Below are 18,350 nucleotides of genomic sequence, written 5' to 3' on the forward strand. Positions count from 1 at the left end.
ATGGCATCGCGCCCGCCGGTTCATCGCGCTCGCAAGCGCTTCGGCCAGAATTTTCTGCGTGACCCCGGCATCATCTCGCGCATCGTGCGCACGATCTCGCCGCGCCCGGGCGACCGGCTGGTAGAGATCGGCCCCGGGCAGGGCGCCCTGACCGCGCCGCTGATCGAGGCAGCAGGTGGCCGCCTCGAGGTAATCGAACTGGACCGTGACCTGATCCCGGGTCTGCGCGTGCAGTTCTTCAACTACCCGGAGTTCGTCGTGCACGAAGGCGATGCGCTGAAGTTCGATTTCAGCGCCCTGCGTGGCGACGGCGAGCCACTGAGGGTGGTAGGCAATCTGCCGTACAACATCTCCACGCCGCTGATCGCCCATCTGCTCGAGGCGGGCGATGCCATTACCGACATGCACTTCATGCTGCAGAAGGAGGTAGTGGAACGTCTTGCCGCCGAACCGGGTGGTCCCGACTGGGGGCGGCTGTCGGTGATGGCGCAGTATCGTTGTCGAGTCGACGACCTGTTCACGGTGCCGCCGGAGGCGTTCGTGCCGAGGCCCAAGGTCGACTCGGCCATCGTGCGGCTGACGCCCTTCACCGAGTTGCCGTGTCCAGCCACTGACGAGACCCTGCTGTTCAGTATCGTGCGCCAGGCTTTCGGCCAGCGGCGCAAGACCCTGCGTAACAACCTCAAGGGAGTGATCGAGGGCGAGGCCATGGCGGAGCTGGGTATCGACCCTGCGCGGCGGCCCCAGACCCTCGCTGTCGAGGAGTTCGTTCGCATTGCCAACCACCTGGCCGCTACGGAGGCGACGTCATGACCCAGACGCCGGACATGCCATTGGAACGGGAAGTGCTGGTCGATGTGGAACCCGCTTTTCGCGACGACGAGTCCTCGCGCGACGAATCGCGCTACGTGTTCAGCTATACAGTGACGATTCATAACCACTCGAAGCGCAGCGTTCAGCTGCTGGCTCGGCACTGGCGTATTACCCAAGGCAGCGGCAAGGTGCAAGAGGTGCGCGGCAAGGGGGTGGTGGGGCAGCAGCCAATGATTGGGCCCGGTCAAACCTTTCGTTATACCAGTCGCGCCATTCTCGACGGCCCGGTAGGCGTGATGGAGGGCGCCTACACCTGCGTCGATACGGCCAGCCAGCGTCCCTTCGAGGTTGCCATCGCCCCCTTCCGACTGGCCGGCCCCAACCAGGTACACTGATATCAGCGGCCCGGGGCGGACTTCGGCCGCCAGGGACCAAAGCCACGCCGCAATGGAAAATGCCATGACCGACTACGCCATTGGAGACTTGCAGGGCTGCCATGCCGAGTTCGTCGAGCTGCTCGAGCGAATCGACTTCGATCCCGTTTGCGACCGGCTGTGGATGGCCGGCGACCTGGTCAACCGTGGCCCCGAATCGCTAGCCTGCCTGTGCGAGGTGCGTGCGCTGGGAGATGCCGCGCTCACCGTGCTCGGCAATCACGACCTGCACCTGCTGGCCGTGGCGCGCGGGGGAGCCCGGCTCAACCGCAAGGACACCCTGGACGGGATCCTGGCCGCTCCCGACCGAGAGGCGCTGCTCGACTGGCTGCAGTCGCGGCCGCTATTGGTGCGCCAGGTATTCGAGGGGCAGGGCGATACCGTGATGGCGCATGCCGGTCTTCTGCCTCAGTGGTCCCCCGGGGAGGCGGCAGAGCTGGCCGGTGAGGTCGAGGAGCGGCTCGGAAGTGAGCGCAGCGGGTCCTTTCTCGAGCGAATGTACGGCAACGAGCCCGCCTGTTGGGCGGCATCGCTCGACGGTATCGATCGCCTGCGCGTCATCGTCAATGTGCTGACGCGCATGCGCTTCATCGACGCCGACGGCTGTCTCGATTTCAGCGCCAAGGAGGGGCTCGACAGCGCCCCTGCCGGTTTCGCCCCCTGGTTCCGTTATCCTCGCAGCGACGACCCGCGGCTACTGTTCGGCCATTGGGCGGCCCTGGAGGGGCGTGCCGAAGGTGCCCGGGTGCGCGCCGAAGCACTGGATACCGGCTGCGTGTGGGGTGGCAGCCTCGTCGCGCTGAATCTCTCTAGCGGTGAACGCATCGGCGTACCCAGTCGTCAGCGCCGCTGACCATTTCTGCTATATGGGAGGCCTTATGGCGACCCCTTCGTTCCAACATCTGACGATCGATACCCTGACGGCCTGGATCGAGGCCGACGACCCGCTCATCCTGGTCGATATTCGCGACCTCATGAGCTTCACCGGCGGCCACATTCCCGGTAGCCGTCACCTCGACAACGACAGCGCACCGGCACTGCTCGAATCGGCGCCTCGCGAGCAGCCATTGGTGGTGGTGTGCTACCACGGCCACTCGAGCCAGCAGGCTGCGGCCTGGCTGGCGGGGCAGGGCTTCGCCGAAGTCTACAGCCTCGATGGTGGTTTCACCGAATGGGAGCATCGTCTGCCCGAACGGGTGGAGCGCGGTCGTCCATGAGCGGATTGCAGGATCGCTGTCGCGAAGGCCTTGCGGTCTATCGCGTTGGCGGCGCGGTGCGCGACGCTCGGCTGGGTTGGCCCACCGTCGATACCGACTGGGTCGTGGTGGGGGCGACGCCGGAGGAGATGCAGCGTCGCGGCTTCCGCCCGGTGGGGCGCGACTTCCCGGTCTTCCTGCATCCCGAGACCCATGAGGAGTACGCCCTGGCGCGTACCGAGCGCAAGTCCGGCCATGGGTACACCGGCTTCGAGGTTCACGCCAGCCCCGACGTGACGCTGGAAGAGGACCTGGCCCGCCGCGACCTGACCATCAACGCCATGGCCGAGACGCCGGAGGGTGAGCTGGTCGACCCCTACGGCGGCATGGTCGACCTCGAAGCCAAGCAGTTGCGTCATGTTTCGCCGGCCTTCGTCGAGGATCCTTTACGGGTGCTGCGTACCGCGCGTTTCCTGGCACGTTACGCCGGGCTCGGCTTCGCCATCGCCGAGGAAACCTGGGCGCTGATGCGCGAGCTCGTCGAGAGCGGCGAGCTTTCGCATCTGGTGGCAGAGCGAGTCTGGACCGAGACCGAGAAGGCGTTGGGGGAGACCGACCCTGCGGTCTACTTCCGTACCCTGCAGAATTGCGGTGCGCTGGAGGTACTGACGCCGGAACTCGTCGAGGACGGTCCGGCGTTCGGCAGGGCGTTGGACAGGCTCTCCCGACTACCTTGCGGCATACTCGATGAGGAGCGCCCCCGCTGGCGCTGGGCACGGCTGGTAGAGCATCTCGACGAAGCCCGGCAGGAGGCGCTGGCCGAGCGGTTGCGCCTGCCTCGCAGCTATCGCGACCTGGGTCGCCAGGCTGCGCTTACCCGCCAGCTGCGCCACCAAGCCATGCTCGATGCGAATAACGTGAAGCGTTGGCTGGACGGTATCGATGCCTGGCGGCGAAGCGAGCGAGTTGAGCCCCTGCTGGCCCTGCTGGCGGTGGATGATTCGGCTCTGGCCGAGCGGCTCGAATGGGCGTGGCGTTCGGTTTCCCGGCTTGAGGCCAGGGATCTGCTGGCGGAAGGCTTCAGTGGCGGCGCGCTGGGCGAGGAGCTGGGGCGACGTCGCGAGGCGATACTCGCGCGCGAACTGTCGCAGCCTTGACTGCGCCTTGCCGCCGGCTCAGCCGTCGGCGTTGATGCGCTCGATGATCTGTTTAGAACGCTTCCACGAAAGGCTTCTGTTGCGGAGTCTACCGCACCGCCTAAGGATTCCTAGCAAACGCTACGGGCCATAGGCGCTGATCGTCGGCCTTGAATTCGGACCACAGCTCGGCGTAGGTGCGCCCGACCTCGGGATGGGGCGTATTCGGTAACAGCTCCGAAAGTGGCAGCAGCACGAAGGCGTGATGAAGAATCTCGTCGCGCGGCAGCATGACCCCGTCGTGTTCGCCGACGAGATCGCCAACCGTCAGCAGGTCGATGTCCAGCGTCCGTGGGCTGAACTTGGGCGTGCCCTTGCGGCGGCCGTGATCTTGCTCGATGCGCTTGCACCAGGCCTGTAGCTCCCCGGCCGACCAGTCGCTGTCGAACACCGCCACCAGGTTGTAGAAATTGCGGCCGTCCTCGAAGCCTACCGGCTCGCTTTCATAAACGCGCGAGACGAGGAGGCCGTCGAAGGTGGCCTCAAGGGCATCCAGGCAGCTTCGGACGTGATGCTCCCGGTCGATGTTGCTGCCGATGCTGACGCTTACCTGGGTCATCGAGTGCTCTCCTGGCGTGTGCCACGCTCGATGCGCACGCCTACGGCTGCCGCTGTGGGCACGGCACCTGGCTTGCGCAGTGTCAGCCGCAGCCAGGGTACGCCAAATTCTCCCATCAAGAGCTGGGCAAGGCGCTCGGCGAAGGTTTCGACCAGGGCGAAGTCATGCTCGTCGGCAAAGCCGGCGATACGCTGGCTGATGGCGGCGTAATCGAGCGTTTTGGTCAGGTCGTCGTCGGCAGCCGCCGGGCGAATGTCGGTGGCCAGTTCCAGGTCGAGCGTCAGCCGCTGACGTATGCTGCGCTCCCAATCGTATACGCCGATAACCGTCTCGAGTTCGAGCGACTCGATCAGTACGCAGTCCATGCACGGCTCCAAGCAGGTAAAGGAGGCCCGATTGTACGTGAGCGTCGGGACACAATGACAGGCTTGCGGTGCTGTCCCCGAGGCGCCGGGGCTGGCATCATGCTGCGACGGGTGCATGAAGGAGGCGGGGGCGGGTGACGGTCGAAGGGCTACTGCTGCTGTTGACACTGGCATTGCTGGGCTACGCCAGCGGCTCCTGCTTGGGCGCGCTATGGGTCTGTCGAGTGGCAGGCGTTGGGGATCCCCGCCTGGAGGGCTCGGGCAACCCGGGCTTCTCCAACGTGCTGCGCCTGCATGGTCGCCGGCTGGCGGCGGTAACCTTGTTGTTCGACGCACTGAAAGGCATGCCTGCGCTGTGGCTGACGATGGGGCTTGGTCTGGCGCCATGGGCCCAAGGTGTGGTCGGGCTGGCCGTGCTGCTGGGACACAGCTACCCGCCTTGGCATCGCTTTCGTGGCGGCAAGGCAGTGGCCAGCGCCTTCGGCGTGCTGTTGGTACTGACGCCCTGGGTGGCGTTGTGCTGTGCCGCCTTGTGGGTGCTGTTGGCCTGGCGGGTGCGGACGGCAGCCGTGGCGTCCTTGGTCAGTGCCGGCATCGCTCCGCTGGCCAGTCTGTGGCTGGCACCGGATTACGTGCTGGTGGTGGTGACCTTTACCGCACTGGTGCTGGTGCGGCACCTGCTCAATATTCACCGGCTGCGTCACGGCGACGAACCGGGACTCTAGCCCGCCATGAGCGTGCCCGCACGATTTTCCAGACTGCCTGGAGGGCGAGGGCACCGAGTGTCAGCTGCCGGCCGGTACCGCGAGGGTTTCCATCGGCCAGCGCGGCACGGCTTGCATGCGACCGACTTCGTCACGCTCGCCGGCCAGCAGCCGCAGTGCGCCGGCAAGGGCAATCATGGCGCCATTGTCGGTACAAAACCTTCCGCGTGGGTAATAGACCTCAGCACTGCGCTTCACGACCTCATGCGCGAGGCGCTCGCGAAGGCGCGTGTTGGCACTCACGCCGCCGGCCATGACCAGGCGCTTCAGGCCGGTGTCATCGAGTGCCCGGCGACACTTGATCACCAGAGTATCGACAACGGCCTCTTCGAAGGCATGGGCGACGTCGGCGCGCGCCTGATCGTCGAGCTTGCCCGCCTGCTCGAGCCGGCGCAGGGTGGTCAGGGTGTGCGTCTTGAGCCCCGAAAAGCTGAAGTCGAGGCCCGGGCGGTCGGTCATGGGGCGGGGGAAGCGAAAACGCCCCGGGTCGCCCGCTTCGGCCAGCCGGGCCACCAAGGGGCCACCAGGATAGGATAGCCCGAGCATCTTGGCAGCCTTGTCGAAGGCTTCGCCGGCAGCGTCGTCGACCGATTCGCCGAGTAGGCGGTACCTTCCCAGGCCCTGGACCTCGACCAGTTGGGTATGGCCGCCGGAGACCAGCAGTGCGACGAAGGGAAAGGCGGGCGAGGGCTCTTCGAGCATGGGGGCCATGAGATGACCTTCCATGTGGTGCACGCCCAGTACCGGAATATTCAGCGCTCGGGCCATCCCATGAGCGGTGCTGGCGCCGACCATCAGGGCGCCGACCAGGCCCGGCCCCGCGGTATAGGCGATGGCATCCAGTTCGCGGCGGGTCATGCCGGCTTCGTCGAGTACCTGCTGAATCAAGGGCAGCAAACGCCGGGTGTGGTCACGCGAGGCGAGCTCCGGCACCACGCCACCGTACTCGGCATGCATGGCGACCTGGCTATAAAGGGCGTCGGCCAGCAGGCCGCGGTCGGTGTCGTAGATCGCGACGCCGGTCTCGTCGCAGGAGGTCTCGATGCCAAGGACTCGCATGGTGCAGGCTCGTGAAGAGTGAAAGCCGGCATTCTACCAAATCGGAGCGTTGCCATCCCCTTCCCAGACACGCAGATTTGCAATGCTTGATGTCGCCGACTAAAATACTGTGCGCTGTACAATTGGGTCGTGCACCTGGCCATGCCTGCCGTGATAAACGGCACGGTTCCAGCCATAGGAGTACGTTCGAACCGAACTCAAGATTTCTAAGGTAGGTGAGTGCTTAATGCCTTCTGTCAAAGTACGTGATAACGAGCCGTTTGACGTCGCGCTGCGCCGCTTCAAGCGTTCCTGTGAAAAAGCCGGCATCCTTTCCGAAGTGCGTCGTCGCGAGCACTACGAAAAGCCGACTGCAGAGCGCAAGCGCAAGGCAGCTGCTGCGGTGAAGCGTCACGCCAAGAAGCTCCAGCGTGAGCGCAAGCGTTTCGAACGGCTCTATTGATCCGTACTAAGGGAGTACCGACGCCTTGGGCTTCGGTGCTTTCGGAAGGATGACCAAGCGGCTGCCGTCAGGTGGCCGCTTGTTTTTCACGACCCGTTCCACTCTTTCCTTCATCTGCCCCGACGGGAGGTGGCGAGACCTGCATGGCCGGCCAGATCCCTCAGCGTTTCATCGATGACTTGCTGGCACGCGTCGACGTGGTCGAAGTGGTGGGTGAGCGAGTGCAGCTGAAGAAGGCCGGGCGCAACTATTCCGGTCTGTGCCCTTTCCATCAGGAAAAGTCCCCGTCGTTTACCGTCAGTGCCGACAAGCAGTTCTACCATTGCTTCGGCTGCGGTGCCCATGGCAATGCCCTGCGTTTCCTGATGGAGTACGACAAGCTGCGTTTTCCCGAAGCGGTGGATCAACTGGCGTCACGGCTGGGGCTCGAGGTGCCGCGGGAGGGCGCCGACGATCCACGTGCCCAGGCGCGTGAACGCAAGCGTCAGGAAGGAGTCAACCTGTTAGAGCTCGCGGCCAGCTTCTATCGTGAGCGGTTGAAGATGTCCGAAGGACAGTCGGCACGGGATTACCTGGCTCGACGCGGTCTTGCAGAAGAGGTGTGTCGCGACTTCGGCATCGGTTATGCCCCGGACGACTGGGAGGCGCTCAAGCGCCACCTGAGTGCGCGGGACATAGCGGAAGCGGTGCAGGTCGAGTACGGCTTGTTGGTGCAGCGCGAGGAGAGTGGGCGGACCTATGACCGTTTCCGCGATCGAGTGATATTTCCGATCCGCGACGTGCGTGGGCGCACCATTGCCTTTGGCGGCCGGGTGCTCGGTGATGCGAAGCCAAAGTATCTGAATTCGCCCGAGACACCGGTCTTCCACAAGGGACGAGAACTCTACGGACTCTATGAGGCCAGACAGGCCAACCCGCGATTGAAGCGAGTGGTCATCGTCGAAGGCTACATGGACGTGGTGGCGCTGGCTCAGTACGGCCTCCGTAATGCCGTTGCTACCTTGGGAACCTCTACCAGCGAGGAGCATCTGGCTCGATTGTTTCGCATGGTCAACGAAGTGGTGTTCTGCTTCGATGGCGACAAGGCGGGACGCCAGGCGGCAAGCCGTGCGCTGGAAACCGTGCTGCCGCAGATGATCGACGGGCGGGAGGCGCGCTTCCTGTTCCTGCCCGAGGGCGAGGACCCGGACACGCTGGTGCGTCGTGAAGGACGTGAAGCCTTCGAGGGTCGCATCACCTGTGCCAGCCCGCTGTCGGAATTCCTGTTCGATCAGGCGGCGCGGGGGCGCGACCTGTCGCGAGTCGAGGATCGCGAGCGCTTCGCCAGTCAGGTGCTCAAGGCGGCAAGCCGCCTGCCGCAGGGCATGCTGCAGACGGTACTGCTGGGCGAGCTGGCGCGGCGCACCGGGGTCGACCAGTCGCGTTTCGAAGCGCTCTTGGCGCGTGATGAGGACGGGGCGGCGTCAGCGGCAGAGCCGAGTGCTGCGCCTGCCGAAGTGCCTGTCGGGCAGGGGGCGGTGAGCGATGTGTCGCCGGCCAAGGGAGCTTCGTTGGGGCTGGTGGCGCGAGTGCTGCAACTCCTGGTGCATGAGCCGGCGCTGGTCGAACGTCTGCCCGCCGAGGACGACTGGTGTCCGGAGGGAGAGGGAGATGGCAATCTGTGTCGCGAGCTGGTTCGGCTGTTACGTGCCGGGCGCTACCGCAGCCCACAGGTAGTGCTGGCTCATTTCCAGGGCAGTGCCCAGGGCGAGCGGTTGGCGCAGCTGGCCCGGCGCGAAATGCTGATTCCTCGCAGTGTCAGGGGCCAGGAGCTGGATGGTCTGGTCGAGCATTTTCGCCGGCACCAGAGGCGGCCATCGTGCCAAGAGCAGATTGATGCGCTTCTGGCAAGGCAGCGCTCGGGAGAGCGGCTTTCGCCTGAGGAGCGACAGCGACTCATGACGTTGCTGGCCGAGCTGGGAAGTTGAGATGCAGGCGTCACGGACGACGAAGGATACGGGTGGTGGGTTGAATTCTTGTCTACCGCCACCACATAGGAGGCATGCACTGAGCCCCCGCGACAGCATAACCGTTTAAACTAACACACCTGAGTGAACGAGCAAATGGGCCGCACTGGCGGGCTCGCGGAGTTTCCCGCTATACTATTGGGCTTCATGAGTTTTCTCCACCCCAGCGCTTCAGGTGCTTCATTCTTCTTCGTCGAGATAGGGTTTCTATGGCTGGAAATGCGCAGCAGCAGTCACGTCTGAAGGAGTTGATCGCGCGTGGCAAGGAACAGGGTTACCTGACCTACGCCGAGGTCAACGACCACCTACCCGAGGATATTGCCGATCCCGATCAGGTGGAAGATATCATCGGCATGATCAACGACATGGGTATCAGCGTCGTCGAGGAAGCTCCCGATGAAGATACCCTGATGATGTCGGATCACTCCGCCGATGAGTCGGCTGCCGAAGAAGCCGTGGCTGCCCTGGCGGCGGTGGAGAGCGACGTGGGCCGTACCACCGACCCCGTGCGTATGTACATGCGCGAAATGGGGACCGTGGAGCTTCTGACCCGCGAGGGTGAAATCGAGATCGCCAAGCGCATCGAGGAGGGCACGCGTGAAGTGATGTCGGCCCTCGCCTGGCTACCGGGTGCGGTGGAATCGATTCTCGAGGCATACGACGCCACCCAGGATGAAGAGGCGCCCGGTCGCCTTTCCGATCTCTTTTCCGGTTTCATCGACCCAGACGAAGGCATTCCCGGCGTTGCCGAGGCCGAAGTTCCCGAAGAGGAGCTCAGCGATACCGCCGATGACGATGACGCCAGCGACGACGATGACGATGCCGGCGAGGCTGAGGAGGAGACCACCGGCGGTCCCGACCCTGAGGAGGCAAAGGCGCGCTTCGAGCAGATCCGTGAACAGAACGAACTGGTACGCGAAGCGCTTGCCAAGCATGGCCGGGGCAGCCCGGAAGCCCAGGTCGAGATGGAGCGTCTAGCCGAGCTGTTCTCGCCGATCAAGCTGGTGCCCAAGCATTTCGAACGCTTGGTCGGTCAGGTGCGTATCAGCGTCGAGCAGGTTCGTGCTCAAGAAAAGACGGTGATGCAGCTGTTCGTCAAGAAGGCCAAGGTTCCGCGCAAGACCTTCATCAAGGCATTTCCGGGCAATGAGTCGCGTCAACAGTGGGTCGACGAGTTCATGGGGGCGAACGCCAAGTTCGCCGAGCGCCTGGAGCCCCTGCGTGCCGACATTCAGCGTGCCCAGCGTCGTATCGCCTTCGAGGAGGATATGGTGCAACTGGCGGTGGGGGAGTTGAAGGAAATCAACCGCAGGCTCTCTATCGGCGAGGCCAAGGCGCGCCGGGCCAAGAAGGAGATGGTCGAGGCCAACCTGCGCTTGGTGATTTCCATTGCCAAGAAGTACACCAACCGCGGATTGCAGTTCCTGGACCTGATCCAGGAGGGCAACATCGGCCTGATGAAGGCAGTCGACAAGTTCGAGTACCGCCGCGGCTACAAGTTCTCGACCTACGCTACCTGGTGGATTCGCCAGGCGATCACTCGCTCGATTGCCGACCAGGCGCGCACCATTCGTATCCCGGTGCACATGATCGAGACAATCAACAAGCTCAACCGCGTATCGCGGCAGATGCTGCAGGAGATGGGCCGCGAGCCGACGCCCGAAGAGCTGGGCGAACGCCTCGAAATGCCCGAGGACAAGGTGCGCAAGGTGCTCAAGATCGCCAAGGAGCCGATCTCCATGGAGACGCCCATCGGCGACGATGACGACTCGCACCTGGGTGATTTCATCGAGGACGGCACCATGCAGCTGCCGGTCGACCTGGCTACCGGCGAGGGCTTGATCGAGGCCACCCGCAACGTGCTGGGTGGGCTGACCGCTCGCGAGGCCAAGGTGCTGCGCATGCGCTTCGGTATCGACATGAACACCGACCATACCCTCGAGGAGGTCGGCAAGCAGTTCGATGTCACGCGCGAGCGGATCCGCCAGATCGAGGCCAAGGCACTCCGCAAGCTGCGCCACCCCAGCCGTTCGGAGCCGCTGCGCTCGTTCCTCGACGAGTAGCGCTCGCCCGAAGATCCTCGGGCAAACGACTAGACGCCTGCAGCCATGGCTGCAGGCGTCTTGCGTTGGAGGTGGTGGAGAAGGAAGTGCCAGTCAGGGCGTTACCCGGGCCTGCTGCCAGCGTCTCGCGAGCAGAATGAGTTCGACGACGGCGATCAAGATCAGGCTATAGCCGAGTAGCTCGGTGATCTCCTCGGCGGCTTCCTTGAAGGTGCGCTGATAGTGTTCTTCGAGAATGGCCATCCACATCTCGCTGCGCCCATACAGGCGAGAGAATACGTAGGTGACCAGGAAGCCGGAGGCGAACAGGCCGAACGAGAAGCTGTTGCTGTAGGCCTCGAATTCCTTCACGAGGCGTCGACGGCGCCACAGCACAAGCGAGAGGCAGGGGAGCAGCACCAGCGTCACCAGCAGTTGCCAGGCACCGTCGAAGATATACTTGTCCAGGTAGTAGTCCTGCTCGCGAATCAGCGAGGCGACGAACAATGCGAGTAACAGCAGCGAGACGGTGGGCAGCTCATGCCGGGCGGGGGCTGTGCACAGCAGCAGAGCGCTGGCTACCAACAATATGCTTTGGCACAGCTCGGTGAAACCCAGCTCGGCGAAGGAGCGCCGGGCAGGAAGATACAGCGCTTCGTAATAGATGCCTTGCAGAAGCGCGGCGATCAGCAAGATGTAAAGAGTGGCGCGAAAGCAGGCTGCGCCAAGGCCGATGGGTGCCGTTGGCTGCGGCGACAAGGAGGTTCGTGGCATGGAAATTCCGCTGGGGCAGGACAGGTATCGGACAAGGCAGGAATTGTAGCTTCATCGGTTGAGACCTGCCATGGCCAGTTCCCGGCTGCGCTGCGTCTCCTCCACGATCCAGTCATGCACTGCGGCGACTCGGCGGTCGTCAAGCGCCCCGCTGGTATGCACGATGCCGTAGCGCTTGCCGGTCGCTATGCGTTGGGGGAAGGGCGCTATCAGGCTGCCGGTCTGTAGTTCGTCGGTCAGTAGCGCCTGGCGTGCAATGGCGACCCCCATGCCCGCGACCGCCGCTTCCAGTGCCAGGCGGTGACGGTTGAAGGTGTAGCCGCGGCGAACGTTGAGCGGTGGTGCCTCGATGGCTTGCAGGTAGTGTTCCCACTCGGCATATGGGTGCCCCCCTCGCCAGGCGGTGACGTCATGCAGCAGTGGATACCAGGCCAGGTCATCGGGTCGCGACAGCGGCGGCCGGCGCCGCATCAGGGCGGGGGCGCAGACGGGAAAGATCATCTCTTCGATCAGCGGGGTGATGGCAAGCCCCGGGTAATGACCGTCATTGAGGTCGATCGCCAGGTCGAACTCACCCTCGCGCAGCGACAGGCTGCTGTCCTCGGCGATGACTTGCAGTTCGATATCGGGAAAGCGAGCCTGAAGCCGCGGCAGGCGTGGCATCAGCCACTTGCTGAGGAAGGCGGGTACGCTGCGCAGGCGGATGACGCCGCTCATCACGCCGCTGCGCAGGCGTTTCACCTCGAGGCCGACCGATTGGTAGGCCTCGTCGACCACGGCGGCAAGGCGTTTGCCCTCTTCGGTGAGCTCAAGACGCCGCGGCAGGCGGCGAAACAGCTTGAAACCCAGCCGCTCCTCGAGCTGCTTGATCTGCTGGCTCACCGCGCCGGTGGTGACATGCAGCTCTTCGGCCGCGCGGGTGAAGGAGAGATGGCGGGCACTGACGGCGAAAACTTTCAGCCAGGCATGGGTCTGGGCATGGAGCAGGCGGTTCATGGTTTAGTTTTGCTATACCCTTGAGCAATTATTCTCGTTTGCCGAATGTCGGATTCGCCACCAACATAAGGTCATCCTTGCCGTAAAGGCAAACATGTTTTAGCCAGACTGATTCGTTAGCCCGCATGACTGTTCATGACGTGAGGCGATCGGCTGGCTACCGACGAGGTGATCCATGGCAATCAGCGTATTCGACCTGTTCAAGATCGGCATTGGCCCATCCAGTTCCCATACCGTGGGTCCGATGCGCGCAGCCTATGACTTCGTGCAGGCGTTGCGCGAACAGGACCTGCTCGAAAGGGTGGCTCGCATCGAGGTGAAACTGTACGGCTCGCTTTGTGCCACCGGCAAGGGGCACGGTACCGATCGCGCCGTGATCATGGGATTGATGGGGGAGCGCCCCGACCGGATCGATCCTGCCGTTGTCACGCCCTGCATCGAAGAGTTGCTCGAAGCGAACACGCTGATGTTTGACGGTCGGCTGGCGATTCCCTTCCTGTGGGCGCGCGATATGCAGTGGTACGAGGAGTGCCTGCCTTACCATCCCAATGCCATGACGCTGGTCGCTCATGGCCACGGCGAAGAGTTGTGGCGCAATACCTATTATTCGGTGGGCGGAGGCTTCGTCATCGACGAGGGCCAGGCCGAGCGCGGCGAGTTGGATCAGGACCATACTCTGTTGCCCTATGACTTCAACTCGGCTGCCGAGCTGATGGCCCTGTGCCGCATGCATGACATGCGCATCAGTGAACTGATGCTGGAAAATGAGAAAGCGTGGCGCAGCGAAGCCGAGATTCGCGATGGCCTATGGCAGATCTGGCAGGCCATGCGCGCCTGTGTCGATACCGGTCTGGAGCAGGAAGGCGTGTTGCCCGGTGGGCTGAACGTCAAGCGGCGTGCCGCTTCACTGCATCGTCGCCTGCAGGCGGCAGGCAACGACCAGAGCCTGATCGCGACGACCTTCGGCGCGATGGACTGGGTCAATGTCTTTGCCCTCGCGGTAAACGAGGAAAATGCCGCCGGGGGGCGCATGGTCACTGCACCGACCAACGGCGCGGCCGGTATCATTCCCGCAGTGCTGCACTACTACATGAAGTTTCAGTCCGGTGCCTGCGAGCGCGACGTGGTGGACTTCCTGCTGGCCGCCGGAGCGGTGGGTATTCTGTGCAAGAAGAACGCCTCCATTTCCGGCGCCGAGGTCGGCTGTCAGGGCGAGGTGGGTTCGGCCTGTGCCATGGCAGCAGCGGGGCTTGCTGAAGTCATGGGAGGCAGCGTCGGTCAGGTGGAGAATGCTGCCGAAATTGGCCTGGAGCACAACCTCGGGTTGACCTGCGACCCGGTAGGCGGCCTGGTGCAGGTGCCGTGCATCGAGCGCAATGCCATCGCCTCGGTCAAGGCGATCAACGCCGCCCAGATGGCACTGCGTGGCGATGGCGAGCACTTCATCTCGCTCGACAAGGCGATTCGCACCATGCGCGACACCGGGCGCGACATGCAGGACAAGTACAAGGAGACGTCTCGTGGCGGGCTTGCCGTGAACGCCATCGAGTGTTGACGGACGGCGGCGCGGCCGCTGGCTAACCGAGTCTCACTTCCTATCGACGCGATGCCCATGCGGCATCGCGTTTTTGTTTGCAAGCTATTGAAATGTGACTGCCTCTACGCCATTGGTCGAGTTCGACTCTTCAACGGTTGCCCCGCGGGTGTCTCTCCTCTAGCTTACGTTAACGTAAAGGTTAGAAGTCCGGGCTGAGCCGAGCACGAGTTGCAGCCTTCAGCACAACGACAATAAACAGCATGGGATCGCCGTAAGCGATCCAGAGAGGACGCCACATGACCCAGGAGTTCATCCTCGAAACTCGCGGGCTGACCAAGCAGTTCCGTGGCTTCACGGCGGTGGACGACGTCAACCTGCAAGTCCGTGAGGGGCATATCCACGCCTTGATCGGACCCAATGGTGCCGGCAAGACGACCGTCTTCAACCTCCTCACCAAGTTCCTGCCACCGACGCGGGGCGAGATTCTCTACCGCGGCAAGGCGATCACCGGCATGAAGGCCAACGGGATTGCTCGCATGGGTATGGTGCGTTCGTTCCAGATCTCCGCCGTATTCGCTCATATGACCGCATTGGAGAACGTGCGCGTGGCGCTGCAGCGGCCAATCGGTACCTCGTTTCACTTCTGGAAATCCGAGCGCACCCTGGATCACCTCAATGAGCGTGCCATCGAGCTGCTCGACGAAGTCGGCCTGCGTGAATACGCCGACGTGCTGACCGTGGAGATGCCTTATGGTCGCAAGCGTGCGCTGGAGGTTGCTACCACCCTGGCGATGAATCCGACCTTGATGCTGCTCGACGAGCCGACCCAAGGCATGGGGGCGGAGGATGTCGATCGCATCGTCGAGCTGATTCGTCGTGTGGCCAAGGGACGTACGGTGCTGATGGTCGAACACAACCTCAGCGTGGTGAGCCGCTTGTGCGACCGGATTACCGTACTGGCCCGCGGTGCCGTGCTGGCGGAAGGGGATTATGAAACGGTTTCCGCCGACCCGCAGGTGCGGGAGGCATACATGGGCAGTGAGGCAGAGGAGACCAGCGCATGAGCCAGGTCGTCGAACAACCGACGCGTAGCGAATACCGTGACCACGACGGTGCCGAGATGCTGCGCATCCGCAACCTGCATGCCTTCTATGGCGAATCGCACATCCTTCATGGTGTCGACATGGAGGTGCGTCGCGGTGAGCTGGTCACCTTGCTGGGCCGCAACGGCGCGGGTCGCAGTACCACGCTGAAGTCGATCATGAGCATGGTCGGCAGGCGCACCGGCTCGATCATGATCAACGGGACGGAAACCATCGGCATCAAGCCGCATCGCATCCCGCGGTTGGGTATCGGTTACTGCCCCGAGGAACGCGGCATCTTCGCCAGTCTCGACGTGGAGGAGAATCTCTTGCTGCCGCCCACGGTGCGCTCGGGTGGCATGTCGATCGACGAGATCTACGAGATGTTTCCCAACCTCTACGAGCGACGTCGTAGCCCGGGTACTCGCCTTTCGGGCGGCGAGCAGCAGATGCTCGCAATGGCGCGCATCCTGCGCACCGGTGCCCGTATGCTGCTGCTTGACGAAATTACCGAAGGGCTGGCCCCGGTCATCGTGCAAAAGCTCGCCGAGGTGCTGGTCAAGCTGCGCGACCGCGGCATGACCATTGTGTTGGTGGAGCAGAATTTCCGCTTCGCCGCACCGTTGGCGGATCGGCACTACGTCATGGAGCACGGCCGTATCATCGAGGAGATAAGTGCGGCCGAGCTGTCATCGAAGCGTGATCACCTCAACAGCCTGCTAGGAGTCTAGCCAGCCACGAAGCAAGCCCCGGCTCGCTATGCCTTGGCAGGCGCGCCACTTGCCAAGCCGTGCCTTACCAGCAAAACAAGAACCACAAGCAATTCGTAACCATTGATTCCGTAACTACGACGAATCGCGATTTACCGCAGTGTGCGTGACAACAACAAGCCGCCCGAACGGGCCATGGAGACGAAAATGACCTTCAACAAGAAGACCCTCGCCAGCAGCATTGCCATTGCCGCCTCGATGATGGCCGCAACTGCCCAAGCCGAGATCAGCGACGGAGAAGTGCGCATCGGCTACCTCGCCGACATGTCCGGCACCTACCGTGATTTGGCCGGTCCGGGCGGTCTGGAGGCGCTGAACATGGCAATCGAGGACTTCGGCGGTAGCGTCGACGGTGCGCCGATCGAGGTGTTCAGCGCCGACGACCGCAACAGCGCCGACGTCGGCGCCAACACTGTGCGCGAATGGGTCGACCAGCGCAACGTCGACCTGGTGGCAGGCATGGTCGCATCCTCGGTGACCATTGCCGTTACCAATGTGCTGGAAGCCAACGACAAGCTGGGCATCGTTTCCGGCTCGGCGGCGTCGAGCATCACCAACGAGCACTGCACCCCGAATCACATTCACTGGGTCTACGACACCTATCCGCTCGCCAACGGTACCGCGCGTGCCGTCGTCGAGCAGGGTGGCGACACCTGGTTCATGCTCACTGCCGACTACGCCTTCGGCCATGCCCTTGAAGGCGACGTAACCAAAGTGGTTGAAGAGAACGGCGGCGAGGTCATCGGCGGTGTGCACCATCCGTTCCCGACCGACGACTTCTCCTCCTACATCCTCCAGGCCCAGGGCTCCGGCGCCAAGATCATTGGTTTGGCCAATGCGGGAGCCGACACCGTCAACGCCATCAATACCGCCAGTCAGTTCGGCGTGGTCGAGGCCGGTCAGCAGCTCGCCGGTCTGCTGGTATTTCTCAACGACGTCTATGCCATGGGGCTCGAGACGACCCAGGGACTGCTGCTGACCACCGGCTGGTACTGGAACATGGACGATGAGTCACGCGAGTGGGCCGAGCGCTACTACGAGCGCGTAGGGAGAATGCCGACCATGGTCCAGGCCGGTATCTACTCCAGCACCATGCACTACCTCCAGGCCGTCGAGGCTACCGGCAGCGACGATACCCAGACGGTGCGCGAGTACATGATGAAGCAGCCGATACACGACTTCTTCGCCCGCAACGGCCGCATTCGCGAGGACGGCCGCATGGTGCACGACATGTACCTGGCCCGCGTGAAGTCGCCGGAGGAGTCCACTCACGAGTGGGATCTCTATGAAATCCTTACCTCCATTCCCGCCGAAGAGGCCTACCGTCCGCTTTCAGAGAGCCAGTGCGACCTGGTACAGAACTGAAGCAATGCAAGTCGGCGGCGGCTGCGGCCACCGCCCTCTGAGGGCGAGGAGAATCCGACATGACGATGATATTCGGGGTGCCGTTGGCGGTGTTCATGGGCCAACTGCTGCTGGGCCTTATCAACGGCGCCTTCTACGCCCTGTTGAGCCTGGGCCTGGCAGTGATCTTTGGCCTGCTGAAGATCGTCAACTTCGCCCACGGTGCCATGTATATGCTGGGTGCGTTCACCACCCTGCTGGGGATGCAATACCTGGGTATCAACTATTGGGCCGCCCTGCTGCTGACACCGCTGGTGGTGGGGCTGGGCGGTATGCTGGTCGAGCGTGTGTTGCTGCGCCGAATCGCGCACCTCGATCATCTCTATGGGCTGCTGCTGACCTTTGGCCTGGCGCTGATCTTCGAAGGTTCACTGGTCAACTTCTTCGGTGTTTCCGGGGCGCGTTACCCAACCCCCGAGGCGCTTCAGGGCGGCTACCAGACCGGTTTCATGTTCCTGCCCAAGTACCGTGCCTGGGTGCTGCTGGCAGCTGTTGTCATCTGCTTTGGCACTTGGTTCATCATCGAGCGAACACGCCTCGGGGCCTATTTGCGGGCCGGCACCGAGAACCCGTCGTTGATGCAGGCCTTCGGCGTCAATGTGCCGCTGCTGGTGACGCTTACCTACGGCTTCGGCGTGGCACTTGCAGCCTTCGCCGGGGTACTTGCCGCACCGCTCTATCCCGTGTCGCCGACCATGGGCTCCAACCTGCTGATCGTAGTCTTCGCCGTGGTGGTCATCGGGGGGATGGGATCCATCCTGGGCGCCATCGTCACTGGCCTGGCCATGGGGCTGATCGAGGGTTTGACCAAGGTGTACTACCCCGAGGCGGCCAACACCGTAATTTTCCTGGTGATGATTCTGGTGCTGCTAATCAGACCCACCGGACTCTTCGGCAAGGAGGCATGACGA

19 protein-coding genes are annotated in these 18,350 nt (G+C 63.2%); 14 read left to right on the top strand and 5 right to left on the bottom strand.

Annotated elements, in window-relative coordinates; genetic code table 11:
* The 5 genes from rsmA to HNO52_RS04745 all read left to right on the top strand — a co-directional run bounded on the left by rsmA (position 1) and on the right by HNO52_RS04745 (position 3,600).
* Positions 1–813 carry a 16S rRNA (adenine(1518)-N(6)/adenine(1519)-N(6))-dimethyltransferase RsmA gene (gene rsmA, locus HNO52_RS04725; protein WP_197568049.1) on the top strand — a complete coding sequence of 271 codons (813 nt, stop codon included), beginning with the start codon at positions 1–3 and terminating at the stop codon, positions 811–813.
* On the top strand, positions 810–1,208 hold the full coding sequence (gene apaG, locus HNO52_RS04730) for a Co2+/Mg2+ efflux facilitator ApaG/CorD (protein WP_197568050.1): 399 nt from the start codon (positions 810–812) through the stop codon (positions 1,206–1,208). Before rsmA ends, apaG begins: the two co-directional genes overlap by 4 nt.
* A gap of 64 nt (positions 1,209–1,272) precedes the next feature.
* On the top strand, positions 1,273–2,100 hold the full coding sequence (locus HNO52_RS04735; RefSeq protein WP_197568051.1) for a symmetrical bis(5'-nucleosyl)-tetraphosphatase: 828 nt from the start codon (positions 1,273–1,275) through the stop codon (positions 2,098–2,100).
* 25 nt (positions 2,101–2,125) lie between these two features.
* Complete coding sequence (gene glpE / locus HNO52_RS04740; protein ID WP_197568052.1) at positions 2,126–2,464, top strand: thiosulfate sulfurtransferase GlpE; 339 nt, start codon at positions 2,126–2,128, stop codon at positions 2,462–2,464.
* Entirely contained in the window at positions 2,461–3,600 is a 1,140-nt protein-coding gene (locus tag HNO52_RS04745) for a tRNA nucleotidyltransferase/poly(A) polymerase-related protein (protein WP_197568053.1), read from the top strand. Before glpE ends, HNO52_RS04745 begins: the two co-directional genes overlap by 4 nt.
* A 100-nt stretch (positions 3,601–3,700) precedes the next feature.
* On the opposite strand, the gene folK is transcribed toward HNO52_RS04745, so the two are convergent.
* Together folK and folB are read right to left on the bottom strand one after the other, a co-directional pair.
* Entirely contained in the window at positions 3,701–4,198 is a 498-nt protein-coding gene (folK, locus tag HNO52_RS04750) for a 2-amino-4-hydroxy-6-hydroxymethyldihydropteridine diphosphokinase (RefSeq protein ID WP_197568054.1), read from the bottom strand.
* Positions 4,195–4,563 carry a dihydroneopterin aldolase gene (gene folB / locus HNO52_RS04755; RefSeq protein ID WP_197568055.1) on the bottom strand — a complete coding sequence of 123 codons (369 nt, stop codon included), beginning with the start codon at positions 4,561–4,563 and terminating at the stop codon, positions 4,195–4,197. The genes folK and folB overlap by 4 nt, the downstream gene beginning before the upstream one ends.
* Before the next feature lie 134 nt (positions 4,564–4,697).
* Between folB and plsY the strand changes: the two genes are divergently transcribed.
* Positions 4,698–5,288, top strand: a complete 591-nt coding sequence (gene plsY / locus HNO52_RS04760; RefSeq protein WP_442907109.1) for a glycerol-3-phosphate 1-O-acyltransferase PlsY — start codon at positions 4,698–4,700, stop codon at positions 5,286–5,288.
* A 60-nt stretch (positions 5,289–5,348) separates the two neighbouring features.
* Here the strand turns inward: plsY and tsaD are convergent, their stop codons facing one another.
* Positions 5,349–6,386, bottom strand: a complete 1,038-nt coding sequence (tsaD, locus tag HNO52_RS04765) for a tRNA (adenosine(37)-N6)-threonylcarbamoyltransferase complex transferase subunit TsaD (protein WP_197568056.1) — start codon at positions 6,384–6,386, stop codon at positions 5,349–5,351.
* 226 nt (positions 6,387–6,612) lie between these two features.
* On the opposite strand from tsaD, the gene rpsU reads away from it, so the two are divergent.
* The 3 genes from rpsU (at position 6,613) to rpoD (ending at position 10,897) form a co-directional block, all read left to right on the top strand.
* Complete coding sequence (gene rpsU, locus HNO52_RS04770) at positions 6,613–6,828, top strand: 30S ribosomal protein S21 (RefSeq protein ID WP_010629611.1); 216 nt, start codon at positions 6,613–6,615, stop codon at positions 6,826–6,828.
* 143 nt (positions 6,829–6,971) lie between these two features.
* Entirely contained in the window at positions 6,972–8,795 is a 1,824-nt protein-coding gene (dnaG, locus tag HNO52_RS04775; protein ID WP_197568057.1) for a DNA primase, read from the top strand.
* A 248-nt stretch (positions 8,796–9,043) separates the two neighbouring features.
* The gene (gene rpoD / locus HNO52_RS04780; protein ID WP_197568058.1) at positions 9,044–10,897 is read left to right on the top strand and encodes an RNA polymerase sigma factor RpoD; all 1,854 of its coding nucleotides are present in this window, start codon (positions 9,044–9,046) and stop codon (positions 10,895–10,897) included.
* 93 nt (positions 10,898–10,990) lie between these two features.
* Here the strand turns inward: rpoD and HNO52_RS04785 are convergent, their stop codons facing one another.
* Entirely contained in the window at positions 10,991–11,650 is a 660-nt protein-coding gene (locus HNO52_RS04785) for a hypothetical protein (protein WP_232090566.1), read from the bottom strand.
* A gap of 51 nt (positions 11,651–11,701) precedes the next feature.
* Positions 11,702–12,646 (bottom strand): LysR substrate-binding domain-containing protein, encoded by a 945-nt coding sequence (locus tag HNO52_RS04790; protein ID WP_197568059.1) that lies wholly within the window; start codon positions 12,644–12,646, stop codon positions 11,702–11,704.
* 175 nt (positions 12,647–12,821) lie between these two features.
* Between HNO52_RS04790 and HNO52_RS04795 the strand changes: the two genes are divergently transcribed.
* The 5 genes from HNO52_RS04795 to HNO52_RS04815 all read left to right on the top strand — a co-directional run bounded on the left by HNO52_RS04795 (position 12,822) and on the right by HNO52_RS04815 (position 18,347).
* Positions 12,822–14,201: an L-serine ammonia-lyase gene (locus HNO52_RS04795; protein ID WP_197568060.1), complete on the top strand. Its 1,380-nt coding sequence runs from the start codon at positions 12,822–12,824 to the stop codon at positions 14,199–14,201.
* 278 nt (positions 14,202–14,479) lie between these two features.
* Complete coding sequence (locus tag HNO52_RS04800; protein WP_197568061.1) at positions 14,480–15,247, top strand: ABC transporter ATP-binding protein; 768 nt, start codon at positions 14,480–14,482, stop codon at positions 15,245–15,247.
* On the top strand, positions 15,244–15,996 hold the full coding sequence (locus tag HNO52_RS04805; protein ID WP_197568062.1) for an ABC transporter ATP-binding protein: 753 nt from the start codon (positions 15,244–15,246) through the stop codon (positions 15,994–15,996). The genes HNO52_RS04800 and HNO52_RS04805 overlap by 4 nt, the downstream gene beginning before the upstream one ends.
* Positions 15,997–16,182: 186 nt before the next feature.
* Complete coding sequence (locus HNO52_RS04810; protein ID WP_197568063.1) at positions 16,183–17,400, top strand: ABC transporter substrate-binding protein; 1,218 nt, start codon at positions 16,183–16,185, stop codon at positions 17,398–17,400.
* Between the two features lie 59 nt (positions 17,401–17,459).
* Positions 17,460–18,347 carry a branched-chain amino acid ABC transporter permease gene (locus HNO52_RS04815; protein WP_197568064.1) on the top strand — a complete coding sequence of 296 codons (888 nt, stop codon included), beginning with the start codon at positions 17,460–17,462 and terminating at the stop codon, positions 18,345–18,347.
* Positions 18,348–18,350 lie beyond the last annotated feature (3 nt).

This window comes from Halomonas sp. MCCC 1A13316 (genome assembly GCF_014931605.1).
GTDB lineage: Bacteria > Pseudomonadota > Gammaproteobacteria > Pseudomonadales > Halomonadaceae > Halomonas.

Excerpts from the sequence above, each read along its gene's own strand:
- HNO52_RS04810 (WP_197568063.1), top strand. The coding sequence starts at position 16,183 with ATGACCTTCAACAAGAAGACCCTCGCCAGCAGCATTGCCATTGCCGCC.
- rsmA (WP_197568049.1), top strand. The coding sequence starts at position 1 with ATGGCATCGCGCCCGCCGGTTCATCGCGCTCGCAAGCGCTTCGGCCAG.
- HNO52_RS04805 (WP_197568062.1), top strand. The coding sequence starts at position 15,244 with ATGAGCCAGGTCGTCGAACAACCGACGCGTAGCGAATACCGTGACCAC.
- HNO52_RS04735 (WP_197568051.1), top strand. The coding sequence starts at position 1,273 with ATGACCGACTACGCCATTGGAGACTTGCAGGGCTGCCATGCCGAGTTC.
- HNO52_RS04785 (WP_232090566.1), bottom strand. The coding sequence starts at position 11,650 with ATGCCACGAACCTCCTTGTCGCCGCAGCCAACGGCACCCATCGGCCTT.
- HNO52_RS04745 (WP_197568053.1), top strand. The coding sequence starts at position 2,461 with ATGAGCGGATTGCAGGATCGCTGTCGCGAAGGCCTTGCGGTCTATCGC.
- HNO52_RS04795 (WP_197568060.1), top strand. The coding sequence starts at position 12,822 with ATGGCAATCAGCGTATTCGACCTGTTCAAGATCGGCATTGGCCCATCC.
- glpE (WP_197568052.1), top strand. The coding sequence starts at position 2,126 with ATGGCGACCCCTTCGTTCCAACATCTGACGATCGATACCCTGACGGCC.
- folK (WP_197568054.1), bottom strand. The coding sequence starts at position 4,198 with ATGACCCAGGTAAGCGTCAGCATCGGCAGCAACATCGACCGGGAGCAT.
- dnaG (WP_197568057.1), top strand. The coding sequence starts at position 6,972 with ATGGCCGGCCAGATCCCTCAGCGTTTCATCGATGACTTGCTGGCACGC.
- HNO52_RS04800 (WP_197568061.1), top strand. The coding sequence starts at position 14,480 with ATGACCCAGGAGTTCATCCTCGAAACTCGCGGGCTGACCAAGCAGTTC.
- HNO52_RS04790 (WP_197568059.1), bottom strand. The coding sequence starts at position 12,646 with ATGAACCGCCTGCTCCATGCCCAGACCCATGCCTGGCTGAAAGTTTTC.
- apaG (WP_197568050.1), top strand. The coding sequence starts at position 810 with ATGACCCAGACGCCGGACATGCCATTGGAACGGGAAGTGCTGGTCGAT.
- HNO52_RS04815 (WP_197568064.1), top strand. The coding sequence starts at position 17,460 with ATGACGATGATATTCGGGGTGCCGTTGGCGGTGTTCATGGGCCAACTG.
- rpsU (WP_010629611.1), top strand. The coding sequence starts at position 6,613 with ATGCCTTCTGTCAAAGTACGTGATAACGAGCCGTTTGACGTCGCGCTG.
- rpoD (WP_197568058.1), top strand. The coding sequence starts at position 9,044 with ATGGCTGGAAATGCGCAGCAGCAGTCACGTCTGAAGGAGTTGATCGCG.
- tsaD (WP_197568056.1), bottom strand. The coding sequence starts at position 6,386 with ATGCGAGTCCTTGGCATCGAGACCTCCTGCGACGAGACCGGCGTCGCG.
- folB (WP_197568055.1), bottom strand. The coding sequence starts at position 4,563 with ATGGACTGCGTACTGATCGAGTCGCTCGAACTCGAGACGGTTATCGGC.